Source organism: Paenisporosarcina sp. P5_A11 (assembly GCF_056400705.1).
Genome location: NZ_JBFUKT010000001.1, coordinates 54,510 through 78,261, shown reverse-complemented (window position 1 = coordinate 78,261; position 23,752 = coordinate 54,510). Strand labels below are relative to the sequence as shown.

Genomic DNA, 23,752 nt, shown 5'->3' with positions numbered 1-23,752 from the left:
GGATAAACTCGAAGAATAGATAAATCGTAAACTCCATTTTGTGGAAGCATATCAGTATTTGCTATTCCTGATGAAGAAGTAATTTATTGATAAAAAGAGGCCGTTCACTTAGTTTGGGCATAATACAAATCTGTTTCCTTCGTGTAGGGACAGATTCACGTTAATACCAGTCCAACGGCCGTTCTAATGCTAGAGCGGTTTTTTCTTTATGTAAAATCTTACTTCGTATTGAAAGGAGCCAAATTATGAATCAAATGATAGAGTCAGTTCAATCCAAAGACATGCTTCAAAATCAAAAGATGTATAGTCAGATATTGGAATACTCTGTTGAGACGGTTTTTATTCATGTGGATCATAAAATTTTATATATTAATCAAGCGGGTTCGAATTTTCTAAAAGGATCAAAAAAAGACATCATTGGTGCAAATCTATTAAGTATTATTCAAGACGAGTTTAAATCAATAATAGTTGAACGCATTCAAAAAGCAATGTTAGCTACAGGTCCAATTGAGGTGATCGAACAAACAATTACACGATTGGATGGGACATTTGTGGATGTGGAATTTTATTGTCATCCTGTTGAGTTTGGGGGCCGAAAAGTCATTCAAACGGGCCTAAGAGATATTACCAAACGTAAAGATGCTGAAAAACAGTTAATTGAACGAGAAAAATTAGCATCTATTGGACAAATGGCAGTTGGGATCGCACATGAAGTCAAGAACCCATTGACTTCTGTAAAGGGATTTTTACAACTAATAAAAGAGACTAATCCTCATCCGTATTTACAAGCAATGGAATCAGAACTCGAAAAGGCGATTGATACACTCCAAAATTTGTTACAGGTTTCAAAACCAAATCTGTACTCAGAGCCAATAACTAAAATTGACTTGTGCAAAGAACTGACATCCCTTATCTTTTTATTTCAAGATAAGATGTATAACACTGAAATTGAAATGGATTTACGTAATTCAGATCAAATGATAATCGGGAAGAAAAATTTATTTTTAAAAGCATTTTTTAATTTAATAAAGAATGCACTAGAAGCTATGCCTGAAAAAGGGAAGATTAGAATCGAACATTATTTTCAGGGTGACTGTATTTACGTGAAGATTATGGATAATGGTGTTGGAATTCCAAAAGATAAAATATGTTTTTTAGGCACTCCTTTCTATTCAAGTAAAGGTGAAGGTACGGGTCTAGGTCTCGCTCAAGTATTTTCGACCATACATGAGTATGGTGGAACGATACAAGTTCAAAGTGAGCTCGGAATTGGGACAACTTTTATTGTTCGATTACCGCTGTAGCCTGATGGTAGTTATGTAGTATTCTTTTACCAAACTGGATAAGTAAGAATGCCCATTCAGATTGCATGAAAAGGGCATTTTTTGATTTACGGAATAACACCTTACAACAGCGATAAAAAAAGCACTAATCTTTGAAAGACTAGTGCAGAAGAGTTATAAGGCTTTTAACATACCGCCATCAATGATTAGTGATTGCCCAGTCATATACGTATTTGCAGGAGAAGCCAAAAATACGACTGCTTTGGCAAACTCTTCTGGTTCCCCATAGCGTCCAATTGGAATAAGATTCTTGTTAGTTTTTATGACGTCTTCAATAGAGGTACCTTGTCGATCTGCTGTCAATTGATCGAGTTCGGCTACACGGTCTGTTGCTATACGACCAGGACCAATCGTATTCACTAAGATATTATGCTTGCCATATTCGCGTGCTAAGCTCTTCGTCAGTCCCACCATTCCGGATCTAAACGTATTAGAAAGAATTAATCCATCAATTACTTCTTTCGTTGAAGAAGAAGAGATATTAATAATTCGACCAAAATCGTTTGCTTGCATGTATGGTAATACAGAACGAGTCGTCCGGATATAACTTAGTAAATTTTTCTCAAAAGCAGTCATCCAGTCTTCATCTGCTAAGTCTTTAAATCCACCTGCAGTTGGTCCTCCTGTATTATTAATTAATACATCCACACCACCAAACTCTTCAATTACCCATTTAAAAAGAGCGTTCAATTCTTGGGCAGAAGACATGTCACAAGTTTTATAATGGACATTCGGGTTATTTGTCAGGTCCTTAATTTCCTCAACTGTCAGAGCAAGTGTTTCTTCAGTACGACTGGATAAAAGGACGGTAGCTCCTTCTTTTGCAAACTCAAGAGCTGTAGCTTTTCCTAGCCCTTTACTTGATGCAGTTACTAAAACGATTTTATCTGTTAGATGTAAATCCATTGAATCCCTCCTAATAAACTTAATTAACTTCAATATTCCCTGCTAATTCAATTTCAACATTACCTTTGAGTGCCCGGCTAATCATGCATGAGCTTTCTGCTTTTCTTGCTAGTTTTTGTGCTAATGCCAAATCCTTTTCCGATTGTAAGATAAGGTGAGGACGATGAATGATTTTTTTGTAGGTGATAATGCCATTACTAATATCAACAATTCCTTCTGACGTCATCGTTAAACTGTTCTTATTAATTTTGCTACGTTCTAGCATCGCTGCGAGCGTAATAATATAACAGGTTGCGGCGGCGCCAAGTAACATTTCATCCGGATTCGTTCCAATACCAGGTCCATCCATTTCCGGAGGGATAGAAATCTTAGTATGTAAGTTTGCGGTTACAATAGTTCCTACATCATTACGAAGGCCTGGCCAATTTGCGGTTAAATGAAAAGAATGAAGTGCCATCTAACTCCTCCTTGTATGTCTATATTCTAGTGTAATTGATTATGCGAAATAATATTGTAATGAAGATTCAGAATTTGAAACTTTCTGGCAAGATTTTCAGTAAAGTAAATATAGAAACTCTATAGAACAGATATGAAAAGGGGATGTGAAAAAATGTTTTTTATTAAAGGGATCGTTTTCATACTGATTATAGTGATGATTTTTGTAGTGGGTGAAAAGGTGTTACGCAAAAAATTCAATATTGGTAAACGAGATAAGAATCGACCTCGCTATGTAAATAAGGTTCAAATGTGGGGAGAGACTATATTAATCATTGCATATATAGCAAGTATGTTCTTTGTCGCCAATGAATTATCAGAAACACGATGGATAGGCTTAGGCGTTGCTTTCTTATTCTTGATTATTGAGTTATTTCGAGCTTTAATCGAATGGATATATCAGAAGGAACAGCGTGAATATATTATTCATCTATATGCTTCTCTTATTATTATTATTATATTTGTGCTAATAGCGGCATTTACGAATTGGCTTGATTTATTGATAGGATTTTAAAAATTGTTAGTTTATCTCATAATTATGCGTTGGTTAGTAGAGGTGGTACACTAAGTTTACATAGTATTGGTGTAAAGGGATGTGTAAACACATGAATGAACGCACGTTAGATTTGAAAGGTAAAATCTTCAAAAACTTCGATGAAGCAGCTGAAAGTATTTTACACTTGATGAGTGAAATCGTCGAAATGAATACGTTATTCATTGCTAAAAACGATAAGAATACCAATCGTATTGTTAAAGCTGTGAATACAAAGAATGCTCTTGTTAATGAAGGTGAAGAATTACCGTTTAAAGAGACATTTTGTAAATTGAGTGTAGACCATGGCCGAGAAATATTAGTAATTGAAGATATAAATCAGTTCGAACAATCTCAATCTCTTCAAGTAACAGCAAATTTAGGAGGAGGATCGTTCATTGGTATTCCTATTTATTATGAAAATGGTGATAACTACGGAACGATTTGCGGGTTAGATACGAAAAACATAACGTTTTCTCCCCAGCATATAGAAATATTTGAAACGATGTCTTCTATACTTACATATGTACTAGAACTGGATAAAGCGAATCAACATATTCATACATTAACTGCACCATTGGTACCAATAACGAAGGGTGTGGCAATTTTACCGATTATCGGCGATGTGTCTGCAAAGCGTGCAGAAAGTATAATTCAGATTGCTTTAGCGAAGAGTCAAGATTACGATTTAGACTATTTAATTGTTGATTTATCTGGAGTTACTCAAATTAATGCTACAGTGAGTGGAGCTCTTCTAAAACTTGTAAAGATATTAGAAGTTATTGGAGTTAAGCCGATTTTGACAGGCTTCCAACCTCATATGGCCATGAATGCTCTACAAGTACATGCCGATTTAAAAGACATCACCATAGAGTCTAACTTAGAGAGGGCACTCCATGTAATTGGTTTTGTGTTAGTACGTGAATAATGAAAGTAGTAGAAACACCTTTCACATATGAAGGGTGTTTTTTTGTTTTCCTTCTCTCATGATTTATCGAAGTGTCACTATCAATTTAGTAAGAAGTGTATATTATTATCGTAAATTGGCTATTAATATATATATTACATGTGTGACAGATAGTCGACTTCTGTAATGTAATTGATAACACTTACACACGACTGTGCAATAGGTCTGACATCTGCAGGTGTTATGATGATGGTCGTTAGTGAAAAGGAGGAAATTCATATTATGAAAAAGAAGATCGTTGCACTAACTGCAATTGCAGTACTATCAGTAGGGGTGGCAGGTCAAGCATCTGCATCTAACGTTCATACGGTAGAATCAGGAGACACATTATGGTCTATATCACAAGATAATAATGTTAGTGTTGATGAATTATATGCATGGAACGACCTAGATTCTTCTCTTATATATCCATCTCAAGATCTTAAAGTGGAAGACAAAGTAGCAACATATGTTGTTGTGAAAGGTGATTCACTTTATAAAATTGCAACTAAACACAACATTTCAGTGAATGATTTAATGAAGTGGAACAATATTTCCAGTGATTTAATTTTCCCAGGTGAGAAATTTGTATTGCAAGATACAGGTGGTGCTACTTCAACCAATAAAACGGTTCAAAAAGCAACTGCTCCTGTTTCGGCACCAACCTCTGCACCAGCTGAAAAAGCAGCTTCTGCTCCAGTAGTAGCTAAAGCTCCTTCTTCAAATAAAGGTACAGAAATGACAGTTACCGCAACAGCTTACACCGCATATTGCCCAGGTTGCTCAGGTACAACGGCAACAGGAATTGACTTACGTTCAAATCCGAATCAAAAAGTAATTGCAGTTGATCCATCAGTGATTCCACTTGGATCACGCGTATGGGTTGAAGGTTATGGTGAAGCAATCGCCGGAGATACTGGCGGAGCCATTAAAGGTAAAATTATAGATTTATTCATGGAAAATAAGCAAGACGCTTTAAACTGGGGTCGTAAAACAGTTACAATCAAAATTTTAGATTAATACATTGTAAAAAGAGGAGCAACCGGCTCCTCTTTTTTTATTGTATTTAGTATGTGTGGAATCTAGAAAAGTATGTAAAAAAAAGATTGAGCAGATGGCTCAATCTTTTTTTTCTTATAGAGGACATGTTGAACATGGCTTAACAGCACCAGTTGTTTGATAAGAAAGACAACATGTTTTTCGTAAATCATTTTGTTCGCTCTGATAAATAGCTAAAGGATGTTGTTTTTTAACACCAAATTCACTTGCAGGAGTGTTGATTAACTGTTGAAATGTACTGGTATCTTGAAGTTTAGTTATGAAAATCCACTTCATATAAGTAAATATATTTTCAAACAGTACAACATGGGAGATACCTTTCTCTCGAGCAAGCAATTCAACTAGAGGCACCAGTGATTTTGTATACAAATCTTTTGTTATCCAGTCAACTGTGTTCTGATAAACTCCTTCGGTCTTGACGGGAAACGAATAGATAGGTAACCAACTAGCCTTTGTTGATTCTTCAGCAACAGTCATAAACCTACAATCAATGGGATTAATTAATACTTCGTGTTTAATACGAGCATAAATCGTAAGAGCCGCACCGTATCCAAGTCGTTTGGCTGTCATCGAAGCTGCATGTGCTCTTGTAGGACTGCCAAAATCGCTCATTAATCTAGCTAAATGTTGGTTAAGGACGGTTTCTTCAAATAAATCTTTTATTGTTAAAGAGTGAAGAATTGGTTGATCTACATGCCAACGGAAATTTGCCTCCATGTCCTTCGTCAAAACACTATGCATTGGTACCACCTTTTTTCCGCTCTGTCATTAATAAGAAAATGAAATACGGTGCTCCAACAGCGGCAGTCCATACCCCTGCAGGGACTTCAACTGGAGCAAATGCAACTCGTGCAATCCAGTCGGCAATAAGTACGAGAAGGGCGCCAATTCCTGCTGAAAATAACACCATTGATTGGAACTTCGGTCCTACAATTCTTCTGGCAATATGAGGTGCGAGCAATCCAACAAATCCGATTCCTCCCGCAAAGGCAACAGCCACTCCGGTTAAACCAGTACTTAATAAAAGTAGAAGAACCCGATTTTGTATAACCCGAGAACCAACTCCCGTTGCAATATCGTCACCAAGTTCAAGAATGTTCATTTGCCTACGCATCAAGAGAGAAATCACGATTAATAGAAGAACCCATGGCATAATTATATAAATTTGAGACCAATTCGCTCCATAGATGCTTCCTGTCGTCCAAATTGTAGCTTGGCTTGCTTGATAAATAGGTCCCATTAGTATCCATACGGTCGTACCTGCGTGCATAAATGCTGCAACCGCGATACCAATTAATAAAAGCCGGAATGGAGCAATACCATTTTTCCATGACAATAAAAAGACGATAAGTGCCGTAATTGTAGCTCCTACAAAAGCGAACAACGGTAACCACTGAATGCTCACAGTCAGAGAATTATTTTCATCTGAGAATAATGTTAAAAACAACACAACAGCAAATGATGCACCAGCAGTGACACCTATTAAGTCAGGAGATGCAAGAGGATTTTTCGTAATACCTTGTAATATTGCTCCTGATACGGCTAGTGCCATTCCAACAAAGAGAGCCATTATGATACGAGGTAATCTAAAGTCGACTAAAATAGTTCGGTCAAATTCGTCTCCGAAACCAAATAATGCAGCGATTACTTTAGCTGGAGATAAAGGAAATTCTCCAGAACCAGCTGACAAAAGCATGACCGTAACAACTGCAAGAAAAACAAGGACTGTGGCATAAAAGGGATGGCGTGTAAAATCAAGTCTATTGAAAATTTTCATTGTTATATTCCCAACTTTCTACGTGCCACAAAAATAAAGAAAGGCACCCCAATAAGAGCGGTCATAACGCCTACAGGTAATTCTTGAGGCATTAATACATAGCGGCTGCCAATGTCTGCAAGCAGTAAGAGTGTGGCACCACCTATTGCTGAATAAGGTAGAATCCAGCGATGATCGAGTCCTACCAATGAACGGATTAAATGGGGAATAATGATGCCGACGAATCCGATAGGTCCAGCAACAGCTACAGCAGAACCTGCCAAAACTACTGCGCAAACTCCGAAGAAAAACTTAATCCATACGGTTCTTTGACCTAGACCAACAGCCACATCATCACCAATACTTAATACATTAAGTTCTTTAGCACGTAAGAAAGAAAGCATAAGGGCCCCAATCATATAAGGTAAAGCGGTAACCAGTAAATCGAGAGGTCGATTAGCTACTGAACCAGCTAACCAGAATAAAACTTGATCTAGGGCAGTTTCATTTAAAACAAGCAGTCCTTGCGTAAACGACGCAAATAACGCAGTAATAGCTGAACCTGCCAAAGTTAATTTAAGTGGTGTTAGTCCTTCGCGACCAGTACTGCTTAAGATAAATACAAGTAAAAAAGCAAATGAGGCTCCTGCAAAACTAAGCCACATATAAGATTGTAAACTTTGAACAGATAAAAAAACGACGCCCACAACAACAAAGAAACTAGCTCCGGCATTTACACCGAGGATACTAGGTGAAGAAAGTGGGTTTCTAGTGATGGACTGCATAATGGCACCGGAAACACCCAGACATGCGCCTACGAAGCATGCAATTAGTGCACGAGGAAACCTAACATCACGAATAATAAGGTGTTCATTTGAAGTAGTTGGATGAAAAAAAGCTAAGTATGCATCGTGCCAGGTTGTATTGGTATAGCCGTAAACCAAACTAGCACTCATAAGAAAAAGAATGGAAATAATGCCAATCGCAATTCCCCATCCGCGGGTAGTATTTGTATGTAACATATAAGACCTCTGAATTATTTATTTTATATAAAGCTTGTTGACAAATAAAATCGTAGCATATAAAGTACTAATTGTAAATGAAATTCATTCTCAATTGGATGATAAAAAGGGGAAAACAAAATGAAAAAATTAGTTCTTTTATTAATAGCTTTCATGCTCGTTTTAGCAGCATGTGGAAAAACAGAAGAAAAGTCTACGAAAAATACTGAAGATAAAGCATCAGAGGAAAGCTACACAGTAACACATGCAATGGGAGAAACAACGATTAAAGGGGAGCCAAAGCGAATTGTTGTTTTGACAAATGAAGGAGTAGAGGCGCTACTTGCAATGGGTGTTACACCTGTTGGAGCAGTTGAGGCATTTACTGGTGACACATGGTATGCACATACGGCTGAACAGTTAAAAGACACGAAGTCAGTTGGTACCGAATCGGAGCCTTCTTTAGAGGCGATTRCTGCATTGAAACCTGATTTAATCATTGGGAACAAAATGCGCCAAGAAAAAGTCTATGATCAATTGAACAAAATCGCACCAACAGTATTCGCTGAAACATTACGTGGCGACTGGCAAGAAAACTTTAAACTGTATTCAAAAGCAATTAATAAAGAAGAAGTTGGGCAAGAAAAGTTAGATGCTTACAATAAACACGTTGAAGATTTGAAAGCAAAACTAGGAGATCAAACACAGCAAAAAGTGTCAATGGTCCGTTTTATGGCTGGGGATGTTCGTATTTACCATAAAGACACATTCTCAGGTGTGATTTTAGAGCAACTTGGTTTTGCTCGCCCTGCAGAACAAGACATAAATGATTTCGCAGAAAAAGGTCTCACAAAAGAACGTATTCCAGCAATGGACGGAGACATTATGTTCTACTTCACTTATGAAACTGGTGATAAAGAAGCATCGAAATTAGAAGAAGAGTGGATTAACGATCCATTATTCCAAAACCTTGAAGTGGCAAAAGCGAAAAAAGTATTTAAAGTAGATGACACGATTTGGAATACAGCTGGTGGATATTTAGCTGCAGAATTGATGTTAGATGAATTGGAAACTTACTTCAAATAAGAAATTATCGTACGTTTAATTTTCCTAGAGCCAGTGCTTTGTTTGTCAAAGCACTGGCTCTTTTTATGGTAAAATAGTGTAAATAGAAAGGGTGAGAAATCATGGCGAATGGTCAAATTCGAGCTGATGTAAAACCGGGTTTAGAAGTAAATGTGGTATTGAAGAAAGATCAACGTTCAGGCGTTAAAACAAAAGGAATTGTAAAGGATTTACTAACTAATTCTCCTCGACATCCTCACGGTATAAAAGTTCGATTGGAAGATGGACAAGTAGGACGTGTTTGTGAAATTTTAAATTCTTAACGTATGGGTGGTTAAGGCATGAATTTTTACGTGGCATCTAGTTTTCAAAACAAAGAAGTAGTTAGAGAGGTGTCACTACAACTCAAGCAAATAGGGTGGCACCACTGGGTACGAGCCTATTTTATGTCTTGGTATATTACGCGGCAGTCATTGTCCGCACTATGATGGTGGAGATGATCGAGGGTCTACCTATCAAAAGTTCATTCAAGAAGGAAAGATTGGTAGTGGCTTTGCTGCAGATGATGGTGTTGCTCTTCACTTTAGGGATGAAGAATTGCATCGAGTGGTTAGCTCTCGCCCGGATGCACAAGGTTACCGTGTGGATAAAGAGAAAGAAACGAAATTATCTACTATTTATTTAGGCTTGGAGCATTAAATTACCGCCTCAAGAATAGAAAAGGGAGCTGTTACTATTTACATTCCATCTTATTTTGAATTAAAGAGTGAACAAGAAATGCATGAAGTAATTAGGGACAATGGATTTGCAACTATTACCTCATTTCATGAAGGAACATTGACTGCTACACATCTTCCATTACTGTTGAGTGAAGATAAGAAGACATTGGTTGGTCATTTTTCAAAAGGAAATCAACAATGGAAAGACATAGAAGAGCAAGAAGTATTGGTGGTGTTTCAAGGACCGCATTGTTATATTTCTCCTTCATGGTATGAAAGCCAAGATGCCGTTCCCACGTGGAATTATGTAACAGTTCATGTGAATGGGAAGGTTCAACTTCTAAAAGAAAAAGATCCGCGACTTTGGCAATCAATGGTGAATTTAACAGAAAAATATGAAGAACTTAATAGTCCATACAATTTATATCATGTGGATACAAAATATATTAACGCATTATCGAAAGGTGTGATTGGCTTTACTGTCTCTATCGATAAAATCGAAGGAAAAGCGAAGCTTAGTCAAAATCATTCAAAAGAGCGAGTGGAGCGGGTTATTGAACAGCTATCGAAAATAGAAAAGTCTGATGAACAAGATATTGCGAAATGGATGAGTAAAAAATCGCTACCTTTGGAATAGAGGAGGAGAAGTATGGAGATTCGGAAACTAAACAGTGAAGATGCTGAAGCGTATTGGAACTTGAGACTTGAAGCATTGCAACAAGATCCTGAAGCTTTTGCAACTACTTATGAAGATGCGATATCAAGAGTGAACCCTTTAAAAAGTGTTGCAAGTAAAATGGATGCTGACGATTCTGCAACACTTGGAGCGTTTATCGATAACGAATTAGTAGGAATGATGACCATTGCAGAAGAAGGAGCCCCAAAACTTCGTCACCGAGTGAACTTGTTTGCCGTTTATGTAACGCCGAAAGTACGAGGTAAACAAGTAGGAACGGCTCTCTTGCAGGAAGTGATTAAGTATTCAAAGCAATTGCCGCATGTAGAAAAAATTAATTTAACAGTAGTATCTACAAATGAAGCAGCCATAAAATTATATGAGAAATTCGGTTTTAAATCATTCGGCCTAGAACATCATGCGATGAGAATGAACGATACATATGTAGACGAAGTTTATATGAGTTTAGTTTGGTAGAAGTGAGAGTAATCATCGTAATTAATTTTAATAACTACATGAAAAGAGTGATTGCTACTATTTAGCAGTCACTCTTTCTATTGGATGAGAAGTGTTCATTGAAACTTTTCACATGTTCAACCGTATTAAAGAAGACAACATCTAAGAAATGAGGAATTCAAATGGGATTAACTTTCCTTTATAGCATAGTAGTAGCCATCGTTGCGGCTCTGTTAATTATGCCGTTAACGTTACCTAAAGAGAAAAGAAAGGGTATCGTTGCTGGATTGATTGGAACAGGCGTTATATTAGCAATCATTATTTTTGCACTATATTATGTAACGAATATAGATCGAAATCCGTCGGCACTTTGGCCACTAGCTATTGTAGCGACAGGAATTGGAGCATTCTCAGCAACAGGCAAGGAACAAATGGTGAAAGGTGTGCTGTTTTTAGCAGCCATTGTCTTTGGTGGTTATATGCTAAGCGCAGTATTATTTAATGCAGATGATAAATTCGAATCAGCAAAAATGAAACAAGAAGTGGAAATCGAAGCATTCGATGAAACTGAAACACCAGCTAGTGTGCCACCAAAATTTGCACGAAACAAAATGAAAAAAGCATTTGGTCAAGTACCAAATACCAGTTACTATGAATTAGGCAGATTGCAAATTCAAAAAGTAAATGATGCGTACGTATATATTGCACCAGTTGAATTCTCAGGGTTTTTCAAATGGATGAATGGTGATACAACACCAGGTTATTTCACGATGAGTGCAACTGACTCATCAGACAATCCTAAGTTTATTGATGCAGAAATGAGTTATACACCATCTTCATTCTTCCATAAAAATGTAGCCCGTCATTTACGATTTGAAATGCCTGAAACTATTTTTTACGGAGATATGCAACTTGAAATTGATGATGAAGAAAAACCACATTATATCCGTTCTTACGGAGAATTTGTGTCAGCACGAAATGGTTTTGAAGTGACTGGAGTAGCTGTGGTGGATCCTCAATCGGGTGACATTAAAAAGTACGCACTTGATGAATTACCTGCCTTTATTGACGGAGCAGTTTCACCAGAAGTTGTAAGTTTACAAAATAGTTATTTCGGAAATTACATCCATGGTTTCTGGAATAGTAAATTTGGCAAGAAAGACGTGAAATTGCCTTCTGGCTATGGAACCGAAGCGAATGTCAGTCCTATATTTAATGTGGATGGGGAAATGTTTTATTTCACAGATTTCACAAGCCCGAAAGAAGGCGTTGATTCAATGCTCGGGTATGCCTTAACGGATGCACGAACGGGAGAGGCGACGTATTTCACAGGAAATATGGAAGAATCTTATATGGATTCACAAGCTACACTACAAATAATTGAAAAGAAATTCATTGAGAAAAAATGGTCAGGTGAAATGCCGATCTTGTATAACTTCTACGGTGAAGCAAGTTGGTTAACACCCGTATTAGATGCCAATGGGTTCTTACAAAACTACTTTATTGTGTCTGCAGCGAACCCTGAAATATCCGCTTTTGCCAACACACCTAATGAAGCATTAAAGCTTTATAAAACAGCATTGCAACGCGGAGGAAGTACGGTCGATGGTAGTTCGAATGCTGAAGAAGCTACAGTAACAGGAAAAGTACAACGAGTGTATAAAGAACGGGTGGGTGACTTTACCCTTGTGTCGTTCATGTTAGCAGATGGAACCAATTACTTGGTATCGACTGAAGTGACACCTCTAGCAGTCTACTTAGAAGTAGGCGATAACGTAACTATTTCCTATTTAGACACAGGAGAATTGTTCTTACCTGTAAAAGAATTAACGATCACTGGATTGGAATAAGAAAAAGGCTGCCTCAGTTTTAATACGAGGTAGCCTTTTGATTTATTTAGTACGTGTTTTCAGTATCGCCATTTGTTTTTGATCTCGTGTTTGAGCGAGTTCATTAATCGTAAAGTCTCCATAAGAGTCACGCGATTTTTTAGTTAAGCGTAAGATTGTTTCTTCATCCATCATGAGATTTCCTTGTGCCGCCCAACTTTTTTCCATCGTCGAACCTAAGTGCCGCATAAATGCTTCCATACCCCCTTGGCCTCCACCTAAATGCATTCCAAGCATCGGACCAGCTGCAGCCCAGCGTAAGCCAATAGAATCTTTTACGATTTCGTCGACGTCTTTCATTTCGACAACGCCTTCATCCACTAAATACATAGCTTCGCGCAACATCGCAAACTGCAAACGGTTTGCTACAAAGCCAAATACTTCTTTTTGTATGTGTTGCGGAGCTTTGCCAAGTGCTTTGTAAAATGCCAGCGCATCTTCAACAGCTTCAGCTGAAGTAAAAGTCCCTGGGACAACTTCCACTAATGGCATAACCAGTGGAGGATTGAACGGGTGGCCAATAAGCATACGACTCTTATTTTTCATTGATGCCGAAATATCACTTGCTGGAATGGTTGAAGAAGAGGACAGTAACAATGTATGTGGTTCAATGTAACTTTCAATCTCAGCAAACAATTGTTGTTTCAGTTCTAATTTTTCAGGACCATTTTCTTGAATAACGGCTGCGCCCCTAACAGCTTGTTGTAAGTCGGTTTCGAGTGTTAAGCGCGATTCAAAGCCGCTTGAAGGAAGTCCAAGTAACGATAAAGTTGAACCTATGGACTTGAAATATTGATCCACGACTTCTTGTAAATCAGTTCTTGGATCGAATAATCGCACGGTTAATCCATGAGCTAAAAACAAAGTGGCCCAAGAAAGTCCAATTGTTCCTGCGCCTATTACAGTAACTGGATTAAAACGTTGTAAATCACTATGTACGAGTGTCATGGTTCATCCTCCTTCTTTTAACTAAAACCATGTTATCATATTTAGACAAGCTCATTGCGCGAATTTTTTGAATGAGAAAAGGATGTGCTGATATGTTTAGTGGAGTACCCGAGTGGTTTTATCTATTGGCGTTCGGAGTAGTTATTGCAATTGTAGTCATTAACGAATGGTGGACGCGTTAATATAATTTTGAAAGGTGGGATTTACTATGTATCATGCGCAGGTTGTTATTGTCACAGGTGCATCGCACGGTATTGGGCGGGGCATTGCAGAAGCTTACGTAGCAAAAGGAGCACAAGTAATCCTAGCTGATATAAATGAGAAATTAGGAAATGAAGTGAGTCAACAGCTTAAACGTAGTGTGTTTATAAAAACAGATGTCCGTAAAGAAGAAGACGTTAAAAATTTAATAGAACAAACAATTACTCAATTCGGCCGGATTGATATCTTAATTAATAACGCAGGGAAAAGCGATTTTAAGCCTTTATTCGAATTATCGTTATCTGAGTGGGATGATGTGTTCAATACTAACTTAAGAAGTGTTTTCCTATGTTCTCGTGAAGCGGCTGTACATATGCGGGAACAAGATGGAGGAGGCTCTATAGTGAATATTGCTTCTACTCGAGCAACCATGTCTGAACCGAATTCAGAAGCTTATGCCGCAACAAAAGGTGGAATTGTGGCCATTACACATGCGCTTGCAGCAACCCTATCAGAACATCATATTACAGTGAACGCAATTTCACCTGGTTGGATAGAAACGGGCGATTATAGTGAACTTCGTGATATCGACCATGAGCAACATTTATCAGGGCGGGTAGGTACTCCTTCTGACATCGCGAAAGCTTGTCTTTATTTAACGGATCCACAAAACGATTTTGTCACAGGTATTAATCTAGTTGTGGATGGAGGCATGACACGCAAAATGATTTACGAACACTAGGTTGAATTTAAATGAGTAAGGTGGGATTTCGATGTTCAAGTGGAAGGGTGCATCAGGTGTGTGCATCAATGAAGAGAATCAAATATTAATGGTATTGCAACCTGCCCATGATGAAGAACCCAAATGGACTGTTCCTTCAGGCGGACTTGAAGACAATGAGACGTTCGAACAATGTTGTGTTCGTGAATTTGAGGAAGAGACAGGTATGAAAGTGGAAGTCATATCGAAGCTTCAAAACAAGAGTGGATCTAATAAGGAATATAAAATAGAATATGAGCTGCAGTATTTTCAAGTAAAAGTAGTAAGCGGGGAATTGACATTACAAGATCCCGATGAGTTCATTTTGGATATCGGGTGGAAGTCTGCTGCTGAATTAGATCAACTCGACATGTGTTATCCGGAAGATGTTGAATTTTTAAAAGGTTTATTGCGAATTGACAATGAGATTAATTAGACGTGTATGTATGGAGTGGACGAATGGTCGAAAACATCATTCAGTGGTCGGAATATCATTTTATAGTCGGAAATAAAATAGTAATGACAGAAAGTCATCCCGTAACTTGGGGTGGCTTTATTTACCATATCTTACTTGTGAAAAAATATTTTCTAAAGCAAGCGTTTACATTGAATTAATCGCATAAATGCGTATTGACAATAATTTTAAGTTTGTTATTATTAACAAAATTCAATATTTTGAAAATATGTTGATGAAGAAAGATTTTATGGGATGGAATCTTAAGAGAGCTGATGGATGGTGAGAATCAGCGATTTCTACATAAAGTAGCACTTCTGAATAGATGAGTTGAATCAATTCTGTAGACTCATTCGCTTCATGCACGTTAAGCATGTTAACCAATGAGGCTATACTCTGTTATGACAAAGGGGTAGCGAAAAAGGGTGGTACCGCGATAGTTTTAAGCTTTTCGCCCCTTACACTAGTAAGGGGAGGATGGCTTTTTTTTGTTGGCAAAATAGAGAGGAGAATGATTATGTTAGCAGATCAACAAATCTTACGAATTCCCGGGCCTAGCCCAATCCCGCCAAGTGTTCAACGAGCTATGAGTCAACCTATGATTGGTCACCGAGGTCAAAATACATCAGAACTATTAAGAAGAATTGCTCCTAAATTAAAGAAGATTTTTGGTACATCACAAGAAATAGCTATTATTACTGCAAGTGGTACCGCGGGTTTAGAAGCGGCCGTAGTGAATGTAGTAAAACCGGGGGATGTGGTGTTAGTAATTGTTACTGGAGCTTTTGGTGATCGTTTTACATCGATATGCAAAGCGTACAACATTAGTTATCAAAGGATTGATATTGAATGGGGCAAAGCATTAGATCCTGATGCGATTAAATCTTATGTGCAAGAACACCCAGAAATAAAGGCTATTTTCTCTACATATTGTGAAACTTCTACGGGTGTTTTAAATCCGATAAAAGAATTAAGTGAAGCTGTTCGACAAGTTAGTGAAGCATTAATTGTTGTCGACGGAGTTTCTTGTGTAGGAGGTGTAGAGACGAAGATGGACGACTGGGGAATTGACGTCATGGTTACAGGCTCTCAAAAAGCACTAATGCTTCCTGCAGGATTAAATTTTGTGGCCGCAAGTGATCGAGCATGGGACGTAATTGACCAAAATGATCAACCTCGTTTTTACTTGGACTTGAAAAGATATCGCGATAATTTACTAAAAGATACTACTCCGTTTACGCCTGCTTTGTCATTATTATTCGGGCTAGAGCAAGCTTTGAATTTGATAGACGAAGAAGGTTTGGATGAAGTTTACAAGAGACATACATTGATGATGGAAATGACACGTGGAGCTTTTCATGCATTAGAAATTCCTTTATTGACTAGTGATTCTGATGGTTCTCCTACTGTTACCGCAGTAAAACCAGATGATTTTGATGCTGAAGAATTCCGGAAAGTATTGAAACAAGAATTTGGTTTGTCCATTGCTGGAGGTCAGGGACATTTAACAGGAAAGGTAGTTCGCATCGGACATATGGGCTACTGTTCACCAGCAGATGTTCTTCAAATTATCGGAATGGTTGAAATCGGGTTAGTACTGATTGGAAAAGAGATAGTCTTAGGTAAGGGAACGGCTGCTGCTCAAAAAATTTACTTAAACCAAGGAGTGCTTAAATAAATGGCGTTTAATATCTTAATCAGTGATCCACTAAGCGAAGACGGAATTTATCCTCTAAGACAAGCAGAGGGAATGAATATTGTTATCGAAACTGGATGGTCTCCTGAAGAATTAGCAAATCGCATTAGTGAATTTGATGCCTTACTTGTTCGAAGCCAGACCCAAGTGACAGCTGATATTATTGCCAAAGCAACTAATTTGAAAATCATCGGCCGTGCAGGAGTCGGTGTTGATAACATTGATTTAACTGCCGCTACAGAGCATGGAATAATCGTTGTTAATGCACCTGATGGTAATACAAACTCAGCTGCCGAGCATACGATGGCTATGCTAATGTCACTTGCAAGGAAAATACCCCAAGCATTTCATGCACTAAAAAATAATGAATGGGATCGAAAAAAATATGTGGGAGTCGAACTGAAAAACAAAACGCTCGGTGTAATCGGCCTCGGTAGGATTGGAGCAGAGGTTGCCGCAAGAGCTCAAGGGCAAAGGATGAATGTGATTGCCTATGATCCCTTCTTGACCGCTGAAAAGGCGCTGAAGATGGGCATCGACTTTGGTTCAGTAGAAGATGTACTTCGAAAAGCCGACTTTATTACCGTGCATACTCCATTAATGAAAGAAACAAAGCATTTAATTAATGCAGATGCATTTAAGTTGATGAAAGATGGCGTACAAATTATCAACTGCGCAAGAGGGGGCATCATTGATGAAGAAGCACTATATGACGCAATCGTTTCTAAAAAGGTAGACGGTGCGGCTTTAGATGTTTTTGAACAAGAACCGGCTGTAAATCACAAGCTCCTAACTCTAGCTGAAGTTATAGCGACACCTCATTTAGGGGCAAGTACAATTGAAGCGCAGGAAAGTGTGGCAATCGACGTAAGTCAAGATGTCGTTAATTTTTTACATGGTGGACTGGTCCGTAATCCTGTCAATCTTCCTTCGGTATCAAAAGAAATCATGCTTAAAATTGAACCTTACTTTACCTTATCAGAGAAATTAGGTGCATTCCTAATCGGCTTAACAAATGAGGTAATTGAAGAAGTAAATATTTACTACTCAGGTGATTTGGCTAAATATGAAGTTAGTCCATTGACTCGCAATACATTAAAAGGAATGTTGAAACGCCACTTAGGCGAACATGTGAATGAAGTAAATGCTAAGTTCTTTGCAAATCGTATTGGAATACAAGTTAATGAACATAAATCAACAGCTTCAAAAGGATTTACAAATTTATTGACGGTAGAAGTAACAACGGAAAGTGGCACGAGAAGGGTAGCTGGTACACTTCTAAATGGCTTGGGAGCTCGAATTGTTAAAGTAGATAACTATATTATAGATGTTGTCCCTGAAGGGCATATCGTATTTATCAAACATAAAGACCAACCAGGTGCAATTGGTCGAGTAGGAACATTGTTGGCAAAAGAAAATATCAATATCGCTACGATGCAGGTTGGAAGATCAACGCTTGGTGGGGATGCGATTATGATGTTAACAATCGACAAACACATCGAACAAAAAGAAATCGAGCACTTGAAAGAGCTGGCAGATATTTATGATGTCACGGCGATTGATTTATAGAAATTGGAATGAATAATAAAAAGTGTGGAAAATCTAAGTTGATTTTCCACACTTTTTTGTGTTTTTTTTAAGTAACGCTAATAGAACGCCGTAATCGCTTATAGTCGACAGAGAAACGCGCATAGTCGACAAAAATCCGCGAATAGAACGGTCAGTTCCGCGCATAGTCGACAAGAAACCGCGAATAGAAAAAAATCGTCAGCCAAGAGGTCCTCACTTCAGCAGAAGGACATCACTTCTATAAATCCTCCAAGATAGGAAATAGGTCTTCCAAGTTGGTAATTTCATAGGAAGGTTTTATGTCTTTATCCGGTTGTTTATTCTCTCTATTTATCCATATGGAACGGATACCTGCTCGCGATGCTCCTAAAATATCGGTCATCAAATTATCGCCGACCATAATGGCATCATCTGCTTGTAGGTTACATTGAGAAAGCGCAAATTGAAAAATGGAAGGGTCCGGTTTTCCTTTTCCAAATGCTCCTGAAATGACAATGTGAGTGAAATAAGGAGCAAGTTCTGCTGTTATTTCAAGTTTGGTGTTTTGCAAAGTTGGTGAACCATTTGTTAAGAGCACAAGTTGATAATGATCTTTGAGACGATCAAGTACTTGGAGCGTTTCTGTGTATAAGAATGGATGAGCTTTCCTGGCTTTTGGAAAATGGTCAGCCAATTGTTTGCCAAGTTCTGTATCGTCGATTCCTACCCTTAGCAATCCTTTAGTCCAAGCTTCTTGACGATAGGCAGGAACTATTGTTTTCATTTTTTGAAAAAGTTCTCCCTCATCATCAAAGGTACCCCACAATCCTTCGAAAGGATTAATACCAATCATTTTAGTGAAAGGGTAGGTCTCGTAGGAAGCATAAAGTTCACTTGCTTTTATTCTGACAGCTTCTTCTAACTTGGAAGGGTCTATAGGAACTTTTTTTGCAGCCATTTGGCATGTGACTTGAAATGCAGTTTCTACACTTTTTTTGTCCCATAATAACGTGTCATCTAAATCAAAAATAATGGCTTTTATCAAATATAGACAGCTCCTTATTGATTAATAATCGGACAAGTAAAAGCGATGGATGAAAGAAAATAACTTTAATGCATTACGCGATCTGTAGCTTAGGCATTCTTTTGTTAATACGCTTTTGCCCAATAAACCATACTGATTGCTGGACTTTTACAGCATACACAGGTATCGCTTAAGTGCTCTTGTTCAAATGGAATGCAACGTGAACTTGCAGACGTTTCTTCTTTTATAAACTCTTCGCAAGCTAGATCTCCACACCACATTGCCTTAACAAACCCTGGGTTATCAACTAGTTTGCTTTTAAATTCATCAAATGTCACGGCTATGGATGTATGTTGTTCACGGTGTGATAAAGCCTTATCAAATAAATCTCTTTGAATTTCTTCCAGTAATGCAGGAATCTTTGTTTCAAGTTCGCCCACTGGCACGATAATTTTTTCACCGCTATCGCGTCGTACCAACACAACTTGTTCGTGTTCGATATCTTTTGGTCCCACTTCTAAACGAATTGGTATACCTTTCATTTCGTATTCGTTAAATTTCCACCCAGGCTTTTTATCGGTTGCATCAATACCCACCCGTGCAATGCTCACCAAACGGTCTTTTAACTCATATGCATAATCTAATACTCCTTCTTTATGTTGGGCAATAGGTACAATCATCACTTGAGTTGGAGCGATTTTAGGTGGCATGACGAGGCCACGATTGTCGCCGTGTACCATAATCATTGCACCAATTATACGTGTAGTAAATCCCCAAGATGTTTGATGTACGTATTGTTGTTTGCCTTCTTTATCTAAATATTTAATGTCAAAAGCACGTGCAAATCCATCACCAAAATGATGAGAAGTGCCGGATTGCAATGCTTTGCCATCATGCATTAATGTCTCAATTGTATAGGTTGATTTGGCTCCAGAAAATTTCTCTTTATCTGTTTTCTTTCCCTTGACCACTGGAATAGCTAACCACTCTTCACAAAGCTGTGCATATTCATCTAACATACGCAGAGTTTCGACTTGCGCATCTTCTTCAGATGCATGTGCCGTATGACCTTCTTGCCATAAAAATTCAAGTGTACGCAAGAAAGGACGTGTCGTTTTTTCCCATCGCACCACATTTGACCACTGGTTATATAGCTTAGGTAAGTCTCGATAAGAATGAATTATATTGCTGAAATGCTCACAAAATAAAACTTCTGAAGTGGGACGAACACATAATCGTTCAGCCAGTTTTTCATCTCCGCCATGCGTCACCCAAGCGACTTCAGGTGCAAATCCTTCGATATGATCTTTTTCTTTTTGGAGTAGAGACTCTGGTATAAATAGAGGCATATAGACGTTTTCATGACCAGTTGCTTTAATACGTGCATCTAAAGCTTCTTTAACATTGTCCCAAATTGCATAACCGTATGGCCGCAGTATCATCGACCCTCGTACGCTTGTATAATCGGCTAATTCTGCTTTCGTCACGATATCAGTAAACCATTGAGCGAAATCATCATCCATCGCTGTTATGCTTTGCACAAACTCTTTTTTCATCAGAAACACTCCTTTAGAATTAGTTAGTCAAAATGTCCAGCTCGCATTTCAGCTTCGAGCAAGTGTAGTGCATGTGACTTTCAAAAAAAAGCTCTGCTTCAAACGAGGGACCATATCATGGCGGTACCACCCTCATTTGAAGCAAAGCTTCACACTTTTACATGTTAACGACTGTCGCCGCGATAATCTTTCGACTTCGAACTCAAAGGTAGGTTCAAGAAGCGGTAATTAGGAGTCTTTCACCACTCAACTCCCTCTCTACAAAAACACACATTTCTTTACTAGTCCTTCTCAACGTACTTTTATATTTCTGTGATTATAGCGGTTATTGTTTTAGACTGTCAACTAATATTTAAGCGCTCTTGTGATATAATAAGCCAAAGAACTACTATGAAAAGAGGCGCATTATGTTAACATTTGAACAAAAAACCGAGATTATTGAATCTTTCCCTGAACTAACCAAAAGAGACGTTTCGTTAAAGCGTGTGAACTATCACTTCGAAGGTAGTTTATATGATAAAAAAACCGTCATTTATCATTTGCATCCTAATGGTAACGGGTTTGTATTTGTTGGAGATTTAAAGAAATATGAATCGGATAGCAAAGGTATGGTAAATATTCGTGAAGCATCGGAAGAAGAGCTACGCGAAATGATTACAGATTCTATTGGAATTTTGTCTGAAGAAGAGCAGTTTGAAGAAGAAGTTGTAGAAGAACAGATGTGGAAAAACAACGAGGGTCAAGAACTGAAACTGATTCATGAAGACACTCTTTGGAATGTGTATCATGCACACAACTTGGAAGAAAGCTACGAGTCATTCGGCGAAGCTGAAGAGTATTTACTGAGCGAAGGATTCGAATTAACTTCAAAATAATGCACATTCGCAAATTAACTCCAGAGGAAAACCCACCGTGGGAATTACTTGAGCTTGCTGATCCTTCACGTATGATTGTCGAAGGCTATATAAAGAGTAGCTGCGTCTATGTAGGGGAAATCTTAGGTGAAATAGTGGGTGTATATGTTCTTAAAGAAACGGAGAAAGTCGTCGTGGAAATTATGAATGTAGCTGTCCATGAAGATCAGCAAGGAAAAGGACTAGGCAAGCAATTAATTTCTCACGCAATTAATGAGGCTTCTAAACAAGGATATGCCAGGATAGAAATTGGGACAGGCAATTCAAGTATTTATCAATTAAAACTTTATCAACAATGTGGATTTCGAATTGTGAGTGTAGACTTCGATTATTTTACTCGTAGTTACGATGAACCTATATATGAAAATGGATTGTTGTGTCGCGATATGATTCGCTTATGTCGTACATTTGAGAGCTAGGAATTTTTCTAGTTCTCTTTTTATTAGAAAATTCAATGAATTATCGATATACTTGAACTAACAATTATCGATAGGTGGTGAACTGGTTGAATATTGAATATAAACCTAAAGTGACGAACAAGCTGTACCGAGAAGTGATTGCCTTTGCCAATGGAAATGGTGGTATATTAAAAATTGGTATGAATGATAAACAAAGTATTATAGGATTAGAGAATCCATTAGCAGATGAAAATGCCTTATACGATCAGTTAAGTAAAATGGTTGAGCCTATGCCCTTAATTGAAGTTAATCAGGAACATCTTAACGGACAAGTTATTCTAGATGTGAAAGTCAGCGCGACCGAACACGTTTATCGTAAACGGGGTACTTTGTTTGAAGAAATCTATGTTCGATATGGTTCAAAGAAACAATTATTAAGAACGGCAGAAGAAGTTCATCGGTTTATTCGTATGAGACAAGTAGACGAAAATGAAAATGCGCAAATTGATACTACTTTCCATCCTGAAGATTTCACGGAATTTGTCGACTTTGTTCAATCACAACCTAATATTAAGGATAGTTTTACAAATATAGATGAAAATCTTGAAGGTGTTCTCGCTACATACAATGCGATTCGATGGAATAACGGCGAGTTTGTATTAACTCACCTAGGTAAGTGGTTATCGAACTCGTCTCAAACACGGGCGGTATTATTACAATACAGCGGAGATCGAGTGACATCATATTGCCAACAAGCAAGCGATTTCTCTGGATCTATTGTGACTCAACTCGGCCGAATTATGGCGATATTGAAGACGGTCCAATCGTTATATCCGAACGATTTGATTCAGCAATGTGTGGTTAATGCTTTTACCCATCGAGATTACGCTTTACAAGGTGAAGTTTCTGTTGTTATTTTTGCTAATCGTGTCGAAGTCTCTTCGCCAGGCACTTTAGTGGAGGGGTTATCGATTGAGTCCGTTAAAAAAGGAGCTCGTATCGTTCGTAGAAATCCACTCTTACATTCACTTTTTGTCGATCTTGGTTTGACAGAAGGTCGGGGGGGTGGGATCCGTCGTGTAGTGGACTCGTATAATGACTGTGATGATAAGCCGAAAATTTCCATTCAAAAAGATAGTGTTACGATTAAACTTCCTCGGCTCGAAAAAGCTGAAAAAGCAAGTGCTGAACCTAAGTCTCGCAATGAGATGACTCATGAACAAGCTATAATGAGTCATTTGCTTGAGCATAGGCAAGCGAAAAACATAGACTTCCAAAAAATTTTGGGAGTATCTCCTTCACGAGTCACCCAAATTGTACGTGACATGGTTACGAAAGACTTATTAGTAGCAACAGGAGAACGTAAAGGACGAATGTATACATTATCGGTTACAAACCAGGAGGAATAAG

General features: G+C 38.0%; 25 protein-coding genes, 1 pseudogene and 2 other annotated features. Of the genes and pseudogenes, 18 read left to right on the top strand and 8 right to left on the bottom strand.

From position 1 onward, the window contains the following. The first annotated feature begins 245 nt into the window (after window positions 1-245). Entirely contained in the window at window positions 246-1,304 is a 1,059-nt protein-coding gene (locus AC1DOS_RS00410; RefSeq protein WP_108585625.1) for a two-component system sensor histidine kinase NtrB, read from the top strand. 153 nt (window positions 1,305-1,457) lie between these two features. On the opposite strand, the gene AC1DOS_RS00405 is transcribed toward AC1DOS_RS00410, so the two are convergent. Then, window positions 1,458-2,249 (bottom strand): SDR family oxidoreductase, encoded by a 792-nt coding sequence (locus tag AC1DOS_RS00405; RefSeq protein WP_477535970.1) that lies wholly within the window; start codon window positions 2,247-2,249, stop codon window positions 1,458-1,460. A 19-nt stretch (window positions 2,250-2,268) separates the two neighbouring features. Further along, on the bottom strand, window positions 2,269-2,706 hold the full coding sequence (locus AC1DOS_RS00400) for an OsmC family protein (RefSeq protein WP_477535969.1): 438 nt from the start codon (window positions 2,704-2,706) through the stop codon (window positions 2,269-2,271). 132 nt (window positions 2,707-2,838) lie between these two features. Between AC1DOS_RS00400 and AC1DOS_RS00395 the strand changes: the two genes are divergently transcribed. The 3 genes from AC1DOS_RS00395 to AC1DOS_RS00385 all read left to right on the top strand — a co-directional run bounded on the left by AC1DOS_RS00395 (window position 2,839) and on the right by AC1DOS_RS00385 (window position 5,242). Continuing rightward, a complete protein-coding gene (locus AC1DOS_RS00395) occupies window positions 2,839-3,258 on the top strand; it encodes a DUF4181 domain-containing protein (RefSeq protein ID WP_477535968.1) in 420 nt (139 codons plus the stop codon). 91 nt (window positions 3,259-3,349) lie between these two features. Further along, window positions 3,350-4,204: an STAS domain-containing protein gene (locus AC1DOS_RS00390; protein WP_477535967.1), complete on the top strand. Its 855-nt coding sequence runs from the start codon at window positions 3,350-3,352 to the stop codon at window positions 4,202-4,204. A 261-nt stretch (window positions 4,205-4,465) separates the two neighbouring features. Then, window positions 4,466-5,242 (top strand): 3D domain-containing protein, encoded by a 777-nt coding sequence (locus tag AC1DOS_RS00385; protein ID WP_477535966.1) that lies wholly within the window; start codon window positions 4,466-4,468, stop codon window positions 5,240-5,242. 114 nt (window positions 5,243-5,356) lie between these two features. Here AC1DOS_RS00385 and AC1DOS_RS00380 read toward each other — a convergent pair whose 3' ends face one another. The 3 genes from AC1DOS_RS00380 to AC1DOS_RS00370 are packed head-to-tail and all read right to left on the bottom strand — an operon-like array spanning window position 5,357 to window position 8,059. Beyond that, window positions 5,357-6,022, bottom strand: a complete 666-nt coding sequence (locus AC1DOS_RS00380) for a (2Fe-2S)-binding protein (protein WP_477535965.1) — start codon at window positions 6,020-6,022, stop codon at window positions 5,357-5,359. Beyond that, window positions 6,015-7,058, bottom strand: coding sequence for a FecCD family ABC transporter permease (locus tag AC1DOS_RS00375; protein WP_477535964.1), 1,044 nt, complete (start codon window positions 7,056-7,058; stop codon window positions 6,015-6,017). The genes AC1DOS_RS00380 and AC1DOS_RS00375 overlap by 8 nt, the downstream gene beginning before the upstream one ends. Window positions 7,059-7,060: 2 nt before the next feature. Further along, window positions 7,061-8,059 (bottom strand): FecCD family ABC transporter permease, encoded by a 999-nt coding sequence (locus AC1DOS_RS00370; RefSeq protein ID WP_477535963.1) that lies wholly within the window; start codon window positions 8,057-8,059, stop codon window positions 7,061-7,063. A gap of 120 nt (window positions 8,060-8,179) precedes the next feature. Here AC1DOS_RS00370 and AC1DOS_RS00365 point away from each other — a divergent pair, with 120 nt between their 5' ends. The 6 genes and pseudogenes from AC1DOS_RS00365 (at window position 8,180) to AC1DOS_RS00340 (ending at window position 12,804) form a co-directional block, all read left to right on the top strand. After that, window positions 8,180-9,124, top strand: coding sequence for an ABC transporter substrate-binding protein (locus AC1DOS_RS00365; RefSeq protein ID WP_477535962.1), 945 nt, complete (start codon window positions 8,180-8,182; stop codon window positions 9,122-9,124). A 101-nt stretch (window positions 9,125-9,225) separates the two neighbouring features. After that, window positions 9,226-9,426, top strand: coding sequence for a YwbE family protein (locus AC1DOS_RS00360; protein WP_108585617.1), 201 nt, complete (start codon window positions 9,226-9,228; stop codon window positions 9,424-9,426). Window positions 9,427-9,544: 118 nt separating this feature from the next. After that, window positions 9,545-9,697, top strand: a pseudogene (locus AC1DOS_RS00355) (Type 1 glutamine amidotransferase-like domain-containing protein); the annotation flags it as partial. Between the two features lie 141 nt (window positions 9,698-9,838). After that, window positions 9,839-10,459: an FMN-binding negative transcriptional regulator gene (locus AC1DOS_RS00350; protein WP_477536040.1), complete on the top strand. Its 621-nt coding sequence runs from the start codon at window positions 9,839-9,841 to the stop codon at window positions 10,457-10,459. A gap of 12 nt (window positions 10,460-10,471) precedes the next feature. Further along, window positions 10,472-10,975 (top strand): N-acetyltransferase family protein, encoded by a 504-nt coding sequence (locus AC1DOS_RS00345; protein WP_477535961.1) that lies wholly within the window; start codon window positions 10,472-10,474, stop codon window positions 10,973-10,975. 161 nt (window positions 10,976-11,136) lie between these two features. Continuing rightward, on the top strand, window positions 11,137-12,804 hold the full coding sequence (locus AC1DOS_RS00340) for a hypothetical protein (protein ID WP_477535960.1): 1,668 nt from the start codon (window positions 11,137-11,139) through the stop codon (window positions 12,802-12,804). A gap of 42 nt (window positions 12,805-12,846) precedes the next feature. Here the strand turns inward: AC1DOS_RS00340 and AC1DOS_RS00335 are convergent, their stop codons facing one another. Next, a complete protein-coding gene (locus AC1DOS_RS00335; RefSeq protein ID WP_477535959.1) occupies window positions 12,847-13,791 on the bottom strand; it encodes a 3-hydroxyacyl-CoA dehydrogenase NAD-binding domain-containing protein in 945 nt (314 codons plus the stop codon). A gap of 208 nt (window positions 13,792-13,999) precedes the next feature. Here AC1DOS_RS00335 and AC1DOS_RS00330 point away from each other — a divergent pair, with 208 nt between their 5' ends. The 5 genes from AC1DOS_RS00330 to serA all read left to right on the top strand — a co-directional run bounded on the left by AC1DOS_RS00330 (window position 14,000) and on the right by serA (window position 18,471). Continuing rightward, window positions 14,000-14,734, top strand: a complete 735-nt coding sequence (locus tag AC1DOS_RS00330) for an SDR family NAD(P)-dependent oxidoreductase (RefSeq protein ID WP_477535958.1) — start codon at window positions 14,000-14,002, stop codon at window positions 14,732-14,734. Window positions 14,735-14,765: 31 nt separating this feature from the next. Beyond that, on the top strand, window positions 14,766-15,188 hold the full coding sequence (locus AC1DOS_RS00325) for an NUDIX hydrolase (protein WP_477535957.1): 423 nt from the start codon (window positions 14,766-14,768) through the stop codon (window positions 15,186-15,188). 23 nt (window positions 15,189-15,211) lie between these two features. After that, on the top strand, window positions 15,212-15,367 hold the full coding sequence (locus AC1DOS_RS00320; RefSeq protein WP_477535956.1) for a hypothetical protein: 156 nt from the start codon (window positions 15,212-15,214) through the stop codon (window positions 15,365-15,367). A 62-nt stretch (window positions 15,368-15,429) separates the two neighbouring features. After that, window positions 15,430-15,668: a binding site (T-box leader), on the top strand. A gap of 55 nt (window positions 15,669-15,723) precedes the next feature. Then, window positions 15,724-16,884 (top strand): pyridoxal-phosphate-dependent aminotransferase family protein, encoded by a 1,161-nt coding sequence (locus AC1DOS_RS00315; RefSeq protein WP_477535955.1) that lies wholly within the window; start codon window positions 15,724-15,726, stop codon window positions 16,882-16,884. Beyond that, window positions 16,885-18,471 carry a phosphoglycerate dehydrogenase gene (gene serA / locus AC1DOS_RS00310; protein WP_477535954.1) on the top strand — a complete coding sequence of 529 codons (1,587 nt, stop codon included), beginning with the start codon at window positions 16,885-16,887 and terminating at the stop codon, window positions 18,469-18,471. Window positions 18,472-18,709: 238 nt separating this feature from the next. On the opposite strand, the gene AC1DOS_RS00305 is transcribed toward serA, so the two are convergent. Next, window positions 18,710-19,495, bottom strand: coding sequence for an HAD family hydrolase (locus tag AC1DOS_RS00305; RefSeq protein ID WP_477535953.1), 786 nt, complete (start codon window positions 19,493-19,495; stop codon window positions 18,710-18,712). Between the two features lie 104 nt (window positions 19,496-19,599). After that, window positions 19,600-21,030 (bottom strand): proline--tRNA ligase, encoded by a 1,431-nt coding sequence (gene proS, locus AC1DOS_RS00300; RefSeq protein ID WP_477535952.1) that lies wholly within the window; start codon window positions 21,028-21,030, stop codon window positions 19,600-19,602. A 102-nt stretch (window positions 21,031-21,132) separates the two neighbouring features. Then, window positions 21,133-21,334, bottom strand: a binding site (T-box leader). A gap of 103 nt (window positions 21,335-21,437) precedes the next feature. Here proS and AC1DOS_RS00295 point away from each other — a divergent pair. From AC1DOS_RS00295 to AC1DOS_RS00285, 3 genes are all read left to right on the top strand, one after another. Next, entirely contained in the window at window positions 21,438-21,905 is a 468-nt protein-coding gene (locus AC1DOS_RS00295) for a hypothetical protein (protein WP_108585604.1), read from the top strand. Continuing rightward, complete coding sequence (locus tag AC1DOS_RS00290; protein ID WP_477535951.1) at window positions 21,905-22,363, top strand: GNAT family N-acetyltransferase; 459 nt, start codon at window positions 21,905-21,907, stop codon at window positions 22,361-22,363. Before AC1DOS_RS00295 ends, AC1DOS_RS00290 begins: the two co-directional genes overlap by 1 nt. A gap of 86 nt (window positions 22,364-22,449) precedes the next feature. After that, window positions 22,450-23,751 carry an RNA-binding domain-containing protein gene (locus tag AC1DOS_RS00285; protein WP_108585602.1) on the top strand — a complete coding sequence of 434 codons (1,302 nt, stop codon included), beginning with the start codon at window positions 22,450-22,452 and terminating at the stop codon, window positions 23,749-23,751. Window position 23,752: the final 1 nt, after the last annotated feature.